Below are 9725 nucleotides of genomic sequence, written 5' to 3' on the forward strand. Positions count from 1 at the left end.
CTCCTCCCCCACCGCCAGCTCACTCAGCACCGCCGGCCCCGCCCCGCTCACCACCGCCGCCTTCACCGCCGTCGTCGAGGACAGCTCGATCAGCGGCCGGGCCAGCCCGCCGAGTGCCGCGTCCAGCACCTGCCGCGTCCCCGACCCCTCCTCGCGCAGGATCAACGGCGTCGACGCCAGTTCCTCCGCCGCCAGCGACCGCCGCCGCCGGGCCCACGCATGCCCCGGCGCGGTCACCACGATCAGCCGGTCATGGGCGATGACCGCCGAGTCGAGACCGGCCGGCACCGACAGACCCTCCACGAACCCCAGATCCGCCTCGTCCGACAGCAGCCGCTCCGCCACCGCCGCCGAGTTCCCCGCGTGCAGCGACACCGCCGTGTCGGGCCGCTGCGCGCGCAGCGCGAGGAGCCAGCCCGGCAGCAGATACTCGGCGATGGTCATGCTCGCGGCGACCCGCAACCGGGAGTCGCGCCGGTCGCGCAGCGCCTGCGCCCCCACGTCGAACGCCTCCGCCGCCTCCACGATCCGCCGCGCCCAGTCCGTCACCAGTGCCCCGGCGTCCGTCAGCCGGGACCCGCGGGGCGACCGGTCGACCAGCGCCACACCGAGCTGCCGCTCCATCGACCGGATCCGGCTGCTGGCCGCGGGCTGGGTGATGCCGAGCTCCCGCGCCGCGCCACCGAGGCTGCCCAGGCGCGCCACCGCCAGCAGCAGCTCCAGGGCGCCCAGATCCGGCACCCGGTGCGCCACGGAGCCGGTGCCGGCCGGCCCGGTCTGCTCATCCGCGTTGCTCATAAACCCAGCTTATGCCGCCATAGAGGCATGATCCCTGGTGGTGCCCCTCCCCCGGCCGCACCGTGAAGTCATGGTCACCGCAGCCCGGCCCCACGCGTATCCGCTCTCCGTCCGCCATCTCGGACCCAACTGGTACGCCACCGTCATGGGCACCGCCGCCGTCGCCACCGCCGGGGCCGCCCTCGCACCGCACGTCCCGGGGCTGCGCGGCGTGCTCGCGGCCGTCTGGGCGCTCTCACTCGCGCTGCTCGTGACCCTGCTCGGCGCGCGGGCCGTGCACTGGAGCCGGCACCGGGACCAGGCCCGCTCCCACCTCCTCGACCCGGCGGTGGCGCCCTTCTACGGCTGCCTCGCCATGGCCCTGCTGGCCGTGGGCGGCGGTACCCTCGCCGTCGGCCGGGACTGGATCGGGCTGCGGGCGGCCGTGACGCTCGACGCGGTGCTGTTCACCGCCGGCACGGTTCTCGGGCTCGCCGCGGCGGTCATGGTGCCGTATCTGATGGCCGTACGGCATCGGGTGGAGCCGGGACGGGCCACGCCCGTCTGGCTGTTGCCGCTCGTCGCGCCGATGGTGTCGGCCGCCGTCGGGCCGCTGCTGGTGCCGCATCTGCCGCCCGGTCAGGCCCGGGAAACGCTGCTCCTCGGCTGCCTCGCACTGTTCGGGCTCAGCCTGCTCGCGACGCTGGTCATGCTGCCGCTGGTCTTCGCCCGGTCGCTCACCGGCGGGCCGCTGCCCCTCGCCCTCACCCCGACGCTGTTCCTGGTGCTCGGCCCGCTCGGGCAGTCCACCACCGCCGTCGGCGCCTTCGCGGACGTGGCGCCCGGGGTCGTACCGGCGCCGTACAGCAAGGGTTTCGATGCCCTCGCGGTGCTGTACGGCGTGCCCGTGATGGGCTTCGCGCTGCTCTGGTTCTGCCTGGCCACCGCCCATGTCGTCCGCGCCCGGCGGCACGGGATGCGGTTCTCGATGACCTGGTGGTCGTTCACCTTCCCGGTCGGCACCTGTGTCACGGGCGCCGAGGCGCTGGCCCGGCACACCGGGCTCGTCGCCTGCGCGGGCCCGGCGGTCCTGCTCTACGCGGTGCTGGTCACGGCCTGGGGCACGGCCGTCCTGGGCACCGTGCGCGGGCTGCTCAGGGGCGAGCTGCTCGCAGCGCCCCGCCCAGTACCCGCGGCGCCTCGGCCAGTGACGGCCCGTACCACGTCAGGTGCCGTCCGCTGACGAGCGCGCAGGGCAGGCCGGGGAAGGCCTCGGGGCCGTCGTCGGCGGTGAAGCGGTAGGGCTCGTCCGGCAGGACCACCACGTCGGGGGCCGAGGCGCGCAGGTCCTCCAGCGGGACGCGCGGATAGCGATCGGGGTGTGTGGCGTGCACGTGGTCGACGCCGAGGCGGGCGAGGACGTCGCCGGCGAAGGTGTCGCGGCCGAGGACCATCCAGGGCCGGCGCCAGATCGGCACGACCGCCGTGCGGCGCGTCCCGGGATCCGGCAGGGACGACCAGGTCCGCTCCGCCTCGTCCAGCCAGCGCGGCCGGGCCGTCACCCCACAGGCGTCCAGCACCCGGGCCAGTTCGCGGAAGGCCTGCGGCACGTCCCGGATCTCCGTCACCAGGACCTCGGCGCCCGCCGCCCGCAGGGCCGCGAGGTCGGGTGCGCGGTTCTCCTCCTCGTTGGCGATCACCAGGTCGGGCGCGAGGGAGAGGATGCGGTCGATCGCGGGGTTCTTGGTGCCGCCGACGCGTACGACGTCGAGGCCGGGGGGATGCGTGCACCAGTCGGTGGCGCCGACGAGGGCTCCGGGCGCCGAGCGGGCCACGGCCTCGGTCAGCGAGGGGACCAGCGAGACGACTCTCACCGGCGAGGCCGGTCCCGGACCGCCTCGATATGCTCCGCCACGGCGACGACGACCACGCGGGTGTCCGACTCGGCCGCCCGCCAGCGGTGCCGTACGCCACCGGTCAGGTACAGCGTGTCGCCGCGGCCCAGGCGGTAGGCGCGGCCCTCCGCCTCGATCTCCACCGCGCCGTCGGCGACGTACATCAACTGGTCGTTGCGGTACTGGAATTCACGGCCCGCGTCATGGTCGCCGGTGAACTCGGAGGCATGCATCTGGTGGTGGCCGCGGACCAGGGAGCGGGTCCGGGGCTGCGGCTGGGGATCGATGCCGTCGGCGCGGACGACGTCCACGCTGCACGCCGGGTCGGCCGCGGCGAGGAGCTCCACCGCGGTGGTGCGCAGGGCGTCGGCGACCTTCTCCAGGGAGCTGGTGCTGGGCCGGGCCCTGTCGTTCTCGATCTGGCTCAGGAACGGGACGGACAGGCCGCTGCGCGCGGCCACGACGGCAAGGGTGAGCTCCAGCGCGCGGCGCCGCCGGCGCACGGCCGCGCCCACCCGAAGGGGTTGCTCTTTGTGGTCGCCCATCGCTCCGGCTCCCTCCTTCGCCCGTCGATCCGCTCCCCGTGCGGCGGTGTCCCGGCGCACTGCTCCTGTTGAGTTGTCTGCACCCTACGCACGTTCGGCAAACCGTTTCATGCGCCCGTCACATCGACGTCATACGGGACGGTGCACGACCTCACACTTCGCGCCAGGGGATCCGCCGCCGAAGGGGGCGGGGCGGGTGTTCCTCCCGCGGGAGGAACAGGCGGGGAGAGGAGGTTCAGGGGGGCGCGTAGCGCTCTGTGGTTGTCCGGATCCCGCTCGTGGGATGGGGGGCGGGGTGGGGCGCGGCTGTCGCGCGTCCCACCCCGGAACCCTACTGCGGTGTCATGCGCTGCACCATGTCCGGGTGCTGCTCGAGCCACTCGGCCACGGCCTCTTCCTCATGGCCCTGGCCGCGGTTCTTGATCTCGCTCTCCAGCGTGCCGAGCTCGTCCTCGCTCATCTTGAAGTTCTTGATCCACTTCGTGAGCTGCGGGTACTCCTCGGGGAACTTCTCGTTGGAGATGGTGCGGATCGTGTTGCCCTCGCCGAAGGCCTTCTTGGGGTCCTTCAGCTTGGTCAGCTCGTAGTCGCTGTACGCCCAGTGCGGCGACCAGAGGGTGACGGCGATCGGTTCCTTCTTGGCGTACGCGCGCTTCAGCTCGGCCAGCATCGCGGGCGTGGAGCCGTCGACGACCTCGTACTCCTTGTCCAGGCCGTAGCCGGGCAGGACCTTGTTCTTCAGCAGGTCCATCTCGCCGGTGCCCGGCTCGATGCCGATGATCTTCCCCTTGAAGGTGGAGGACTTGCCCTTGAGGTCCTCCAGGGAGTCGACGCCCTTCACATAGGACGGTACGGCGAGCTCGAGGGAGGTCGGTTCGTACCAGGTGCCGAGGTCCTTGAGGCGGTCCTTGTTCTTGTCCCAGTAGTTCTTCTGGGCGTAGGGCAGCCAGGCGTCGAAGTTGAGGTCGAGATCGCCCGAGGCCAGACCGGTGTAGACCGGGCCGACGTCCATCTGCTTCAGGTTCAGCTTGTAGCCGCGCCGCTCCAGGACGTTCTTCCACAGGTAGGTGACGGCGATGTCCTCGTCCCAGGGGAACCAGGCTACGTCCAGGGGCTGCTTCGCCTCGGCGGGCGTGCCGCCCCCGGCGTTCTGCACCGGGGCCATCTTGTCGACGACACCGGGGTTCTGCTTCAGCCAGGCGCGGACGGCGTCCTGCTGGGCGCCCTTGCCCGCCTTGTTGATCTCGGCTTCCAGGCTGGTGAGCTGCTTCTCATTCATCTTGAAGTGCTTCAGCCACCCGGCGACCGTGGGGTCGTCGTCGGCGAAGCCCTTGCGGGACAGGGTGTGCACGCCGTCGCCCTCGCCCCAGGCGCCCTTGGGGTCCTCGAGCTTCTTGAGGTCGTAGTCGTTGTACGCCCAGTGCGGCGACCAGAGGGTGGTGACGATCGGCTTCTTCTGAGCGTAGGCGCGCTTCAGCTCGGCAAGCATCGCGGGCGTGGAGCTGTCGACGACCTCGTACTCCTTGTCGAGGCCGTACTTCTTGAGGACCTTGCTCTTCAGCAGGGCCATCTCGCCGGCGCTGGACTCGATGCCGGTGATCTTGCCGCCGAACTCGGAGGCCTTGCCCTTGAGGTCCGCCAGGGAGTCGATGCCCTTCATGTAGGCGGGCACGGTGAGCTCCAGGGACGTCTTGTCGTACCAGGCGCCGAGGTCGTCGAGCTGCTTGCCGTACTTCTTCCAGTACTGGGCGTGGGTGGTGGGCAGCCACGCGTCGGTCTGGAAGTCGACGTCACCCTGGGCGAGCGAGGTGTAGAGCGGGCCCGCGTCGAACTGCTTGGCCTCGACCTCGTAACCGCGCTGCTCCAGGACCTCCTTCCAGAGGAAGGTGGAGGCGACGCCCTCGTCCCAGGGGATGTAGCCGATGGTGATCTTCTTGCCCTGGCCGACGTTCTTGCCGTCCGCCACGGCCTCGGTGCCGGTGCCGCCGCCGAAGGCGCCCATGCCGCCCGCGGTGAGCGCGAGGACGACGACGCCGATCACGGCGACGACCGGGCGGGGCCGGTACGACCAGATCTTCAGCCCCTGGGCGGCGCGCAGCTTGGCGGCGGTGCGGCGGCCGAGCGGGGAGACCTGGGTGCCCAGGGCGCTGGTCATGCGGTCCAGGTAGATCGCGAGGATCACGATCGCCACACCGGCCTCGGAGCCGAGGCCCACGTTGAGCTGGCCGATGGCCTCGTTGACATCGCCGCCGAGGCCGCCGGTGCCGACCATGCCGGCGATCGCGGCCATGGACAGGCCGAGCATGATGACCTGGTTGATGCCGGCCATGACGGTGGGCAGGGCCAGCGGGAGCTGGACGCGCAGCAGCGTGTTGCGGGGCGAGGTGCCGAACGCCTCCGCAGCCTCGACCAGTTCCTTGTCGACCTGCCGGATGCCCAGCTCGGTCATGCGCACGCCCGGGGCGAGCGCGAAGATCAGGGTGGCGACGATGCCCGCGGGGGCGCCGGTGCCGAAGAACAGGATCGCCGGGATGAGGTAGATCATCGCGGGCAGCGTCTGCATGAAGTCCAGGACGGGCCGGACCAGACCGCTGACGCGGTCCGAGCGGGCCGCCCAGATGCCCACGGGTATGGAGATCACCAGCGCGATGACGGTCGCCACGAGGACGAGCGCCAGGGTGATCATCGCGTTCTCCCACAGTTCGAGGGAGTCGATGAACGCGAATCCGGCGAAGGTGAGGACACCTGCGAGGGTGCCGCGCAGCCAGAAGGCGATCACGGCGAAGATGCCGGCGAGGAGCAGCGGTGCGGGGGCCTGGAGGACGGCGTTGATGCCGTCGTAGAGGCCGAGGAAGACGGTCTTGCAGAAGTCGAACAGCCACCCCATGTGAGTGGTGAGCCAGTCGACCGCGTCGTTGACCCAGCTGCCGAGCTGAATCCTAGGCACGGGCGATCACCTTCTCTCCGCCCTTGTCCCGCGGGGAGTCGCAGGGCTGCGGGGTGGTGTCCTGCTCGTCGCCGAGGAAGCCGACCAGGCGCTGCCGGGGGACGACGCCGATCTGCCTGTTGTCCTGGTCCACGACCGAGACGGGGTGGGTGAGCCGGGCGCTGATGGCGCACAGCTCCGTGAAGGGGGTGTCGGGCGTGGCGGTCTCGCAGCGGCAGCCGGGGTCGTCCGCGCTGACCGAGGTGTCCATGAGCTCGCCCGCGGTCAGGACGCGGGAGCGGTCGACGTCCTGGGTGAAGGAGGCGACGTAGTCGTTCTCCGGCCGCAGCAGGATGTCCTGGGCGGTGCCTGTCTGGACGATACGGCCGTCGCGCATGACGGCGATCCGGTCGCCCAGGCGCATAGCCTCGTTGAGGTCGTGCGTGATGAAGACGATCGTCTTCTTGAGTTTCTGCTGGAGTTCCAGCAGCTGGTCCTGCATGTCGCGGCGGATCAGCGGGTCCAGGGCGCTGAAGGACTCGTCCATCAGCAGCAGGTCGGCGTCGGTGGCGAGCGCGCGGGCGAGGCCGACGCGCTGCTGCATGCCGCCGGACAGCTCGTCGGGCCAGGACTTCTCCCAGCCGGCCAGGCCGCACAGGGCGAGCGCCTCGTCGGCGCGGCGTGCGCGCTCGGCGCGGGGCACGCCCTGCACTTCCAGACCGTAGGCGGCGTTCTCGCGCACGCTGCGGTGCGGGAAGAGCGCGAAGTGCTGGAACACCATGCTGATCTTCTTGGAGCGGACCTCGCGCAGTTCGCGGGCGCCGAGCGTGGTCAGGTCCTGGCCGTCGAAGCGCACATGCCCGGCGGTCGGCTCGAGCAGGCCGTTCAGCATGCGCAACAAGGTGGACTTGCCGGAACCCGACAGACCCATGACGACGAAGATCTGGCCGGGCTCCACGGTGAAGGACGCGTCGATCACCGCGGCGGTCGTGCCCTCGGCACGCAGTTCCTCACGGTCGGCCCCCTCACGGAGCCGTTCGACCGCTCGGTCCGGTCTTCTGCCGAACACTTTGTAGAGGCTCTCGGCCTCGAGCGTTGCTGACACGTGCACCTCTATTTCGACGGCAACAGAACAGAGCGAGGACAGGGCGCAAACAGTTGAAATGCGCAACCAGCCTCGCTCCGGGGCGGCGCCTCCCCCCGATCCCCGGCAGCAAACTCGAAAGTGCGACGCTTCACACCGAACGCGCAGGACGCAACGCGTTGCGCTGCGGCGAGTCGCTGTCGGCGGCGTACGGCATGATGCGTGGCGTGACCGGACGACTGATGCTCCTCGACACCGCCTCCCTGTACTTCCGCGCCTACTTCGGCGTACCGGACTCGGTCCGGGCCCCGGACGGCACACCGGTGAACGCGGTGCGCGGACTGCTCGACTTCATCGACCGCCTGGTCAAGGACCACCGGCCGGACCTCCTGGTGGCCTGCATGGACGCCGACTGGCGCCCGCAGTGGCGGGTGGACCTGATCCCCTCCTACAAGGCGCACCGCGTCGCCGAGGAGCACGCGGTCGGCCCCGACGAGGAGGAGGTGCCCGACACGCTGTCCCCGCAGGTGCCGGTCATCGAAGCCGTGCTGGACGCGGTCGGCATCGCGCGCGTGGGCGTCGCCGGGTACGAGGCGGACGACGTGATCGGCACGTTCACCGCCGCCGCGAAGGGCCCGGTCGACATCGTCACGGGCGACCGGGACCTGTACCAGCTGGTGGACGACGCGCGCGGGGTGCGCGTGCTGTACCCGCTGAAGGGCGTGGGCACGCTGCAGCACACCGATGAGGCCGTGCTGCGTGAGAAGTATGGGGTGGACGGCAGCGGGTACGCGGATCTGGCCCTGCTGCGCGGCGACCCGAGCGACGGCCTGCCGGGCGTGCCGGGCATCGGTGAGAAGACAGCCGCCAAGCTGCTGGCCGAGTTCGGGGACCTGGCCGGGATCATGGCGGCCATCGAGGACCGGGGGTCGAAGCTGACACCGACCCAGCGCAGGCGCCTGGACGAGGCGCGTCCCTATCTCGCGGTCGCACCGAAGGTGGTCCGGGTCGCGGACGACGTACCCCTGCCGGACGTGTCCACGGCGCTGCCGCGCACGCCACGCGACCCCGCGGCACTGGAGGCGCTGGCGGCGCGCTGGGGACTGGGCGGCTCGCTGGAGCGGCTGCTGACGACCCTCTCGGCGTGACGTGACAGGACGGGCGGGAGGAGACCGGCGGCCCTGGTGTTCAACTGCCGCCTTGGCCGAGAGGTGTGAAGTGGGCGAGAGGTGCTAACTTAGGTAACCCTAACTATGCGAGACCGGGAGGTCCTCATGGCAGAGCGACCGGGACGCCAGCCGCGCAGGCTCCACACCGCGCAGGTCGTCCGCACCGAGCGGCTGACCCCGCACATGCAGCGCGTGGTGCTCGGCGGCGAGGGCCTCGCCGACTTCGCGGCGGAGACGTGCACCGACCACTACGTGAAGCTGCTGTTCCCGCCCGCGGGCGTCACCTACCCGGAACCCTTCGACCTGCAGCGCGTCAAGGACGAGCTGCCGCGCGAACAGTGGCCGGTGACCCGGACCTACACGGTCCGCCAGTGGGACGCCGAGCACCGCGAGCTGACGCTGGACTTCGTCATCCACGGTGACGAGGGCCTGGCCGGTCCGTGGGCCGTACGCACCCGGCCGGGCGAGACCGTGCGCTTCATGGGACCCGGCGGGGCGTACGCCCCCGACCCGGACGCCGACTGGCACCTGCTCGTCGGCGACGAGAGCGCGCTGCCCGCGATCGCCTGCGCCCTGGAGGCACTGCCGCACGGGGCAAGGGCGTACGCCTTCGTGGAAGTCTCCGGCCCTGAGGAGGAGCAGAAGATCGACTCGGACGTGGACGTCGTCTGGCTGCACCGCGGCGCCCGGCCCCTGGGCGAGGCGCTGGTCGAGGCCGTCCGGAACCTGGAGTTCCCCGAGGGCAGAATGCACGCCTTCGTCCACGGCGAGGCGCACTTCGTCAAGCAACTGCGCCATCTGCTCCGCGTGGAGCGCCACGTCGCCCGCGAGGACCTCTCGATCTCCGGCTACTGGCGCAAGGGCCACAACGAGGACGGCTGGCAGGCCTCCAAGCGTGAGTGGAACGCCCGGATCGAGGCGGAACAGGAGAGCGTGTCCGCGGCCTGAGCTCAGCCCTCCGGCGCGCGGGGCTCCGCTCAGTCCACGCCGTATCGGCGCGGGCAGATGCGTGTCGTGCCAGCCGTCCGGCTGCAAGATCGCACTGCGCTTGGTGCCCTCCGGGGCGAAGCCGGTCCGGGCGGCGACACGGCAGGAAGCCTCGTCGCGCCCGGCGTGCAGGAGCTCCAGGCGGGGAAGCCGATCTCGTCGAGAGCCCAGTGGGTGAGTGCGGTCGTGGCGCGGGCTGCGACGCCCCGGAGCCGTGCCTGCGGGGCGGTCCAGTACGCCACCTCCGCCGTCCCGTCGGCGAGCCGTAGGTCGCGCAGCGCCACCCGGCCCAGCAGTCCCCCGGACTCCGTGTCGGCCACCGCCCAGTGCGCTTCCCCCTCC

The 9725-nt window shown here is 71.4% G+C and carries 8 protein-coding genes and 1 pseudogene; 3 read left to right on the forward strand and 6 right to left on the reverse strand.

The features are described 5' to 3' along the window. On the reverse strand, window positions 1-798 hold a 798-nt coding region (locus K4G64_RS36220), incomplete at its 3' end, for a LysR family transcriptional regulator (protein WP_221760132.1). A gap of 70 nt (window positions 799-868) precedes the next feature. On the opposite strand from K4G64_RS36220, the gene K4G64_RS36225 reads away from it, so the two are divergent. Beyond that, complete coding sequence (locus K4G64_RS36225; protein ID WP_221760133.1) at window positions 869-2020, forward strand: TDT family transporter; 1152 nt, start codon at window positions 869-871, stop codon at window positions 2018-2020. Here K4G64_RS36225 and K4G64_RS36230 read toward each other — a convergent pair. From K4G64_RS36230 to K4G64_RS36245, 4 genes are all read right to left on the reverse strand, one after another. After that, a complete protein-coding gene (locus tag K4G64_RS36230) occupies window positions 1932-2651 on the reverse strand; it encodes a helical backbone metal receptor (protein WP_221760134.1) in 720 nt (239 codons plus the stop codon). The genes K4G64_RS36225 and K4G64_RS36230 overlap by 89 nt on opposite strands. Further along, window positions 2648-3217: a helix-turn-helix domain-containing protein gene (locus K4G64_RS36235; protein ID WP_221760135.1), complete on the reverse strand. Its 570-nt coding sequence runs from the start codon at window positions 3215-3217 to the stop codon at window positions 2648-2650. Before K4G64_RS36235 ends, K4G64_RS36230 begins: the two co-directional genes overlap by 4 nt. Before the next feature lie 331 nt (window positions 3218-3548). Next, window positions 3549-6164, reverse strand: a complete 2616-nt coding sequence (locus tag K4G64_RS36240; protein WP_221760136.1) for an ABC transporter permease/substrate binding protein — start codon at window positions 6162-6164, stop codon at window positions 3549-3551. Continuing rightward, window positions 6157-7248 (reverse strand): glycine betaine/L-proline ABC transporter ATP-binding protein, encoded by a 1092-nt coding sequence (locus K4G64_RS36245; RefSeq protein ID WP_221760137.1) that lies wholly within the window; start codon window positions 7246-7248, stop codon window positions 6157-6159. The genes K4G64_RS36240 and K4G64_RS36245 overlap by 8 nt, the downstream gene beginning before the upstream one ends. 197 nt (window positions 7249-7445) lie before the next feature. Between K4G64_RS36245 and K4G64_RS36250 the strand changes: the two genes are divergently transcribed. Together K4G64_RS36250 and K4G64_RS36255 are read left to right on the forward strand one after the other, a co-directional pair. Then, a complete protein-coding gene (locus tag K4G64_RS36250) occupies window positions 7446-8375 on the forward strand; it encodes a 5'-3' exonuclease (protein WP_260461469.1) in 930 nt (309 codons plus the stop codon). Window positions 8376-8501: 126 nt separating this feature from the next. Then, a complete protein-coding gene (locus K4G64_RS36255; RefSeq protein WP_221760138.1) occupies window positions 8502-9344 on the forward strand; it encodes a siderophore-interacting protein in 843 nt (280 codons plus the stop codon). 39 nt (window positions 9345-9383) lie between these two features. Here the strand turns inward: K4G64_RS36255 and K4G64_RS36260 are convergent. Next, window positions 9384-9725 (reverse strand): annotated as a pseudogene (locus tag K4G64_RS36260) (GNAT family N-acetyltransferase); the annotation flags it as partial.

Origin of the sequence: Streptomyces sp. WAC04114 (genome assembly GCF_019733245.1) — a bacterium.
Classification (GTDB): Bacteria; Actinomycetota; Actinomycetes; order Streptomycetales; family Streptomycetaceae; genus Streptomyces; species Streptomyces massasporeus_A.

What these genes read in the sequence shown, in the direction of transcription:
- K4G64_RS36225 (WP_221760133.1), top strand. Translation starts at nt 869, where the DNA reads ATGGTCACCGCAGCCCGGCCCCACGCGTATCCGCTCTCCGTCCGCCAT.
- K4G64_RS36235 (WP_221760135.1), bottom strand. Translation starts at nt 3,217, where the DNA reads ATGGGCGACCACAAAGAGCAACCCCTTCGGGTGGGCGCGGCCGTGCGC.
- K4G64_RS36250 (WP_260461469.1), top strand. Translation starts at nt 7,446, where the DNA reads ATGCGTGGCGTGACCGGACGACTGATGCTCCTCGACACCGCCTCCCTG.
- K4G64_RS36255 (WP_221760138.1), top strand. Translation starts at nt 8,502, where the DNA reads ATGGCAGAGCGACCGGGACGCCAGCCGCGCAGGCTCCACACCGCGCAG.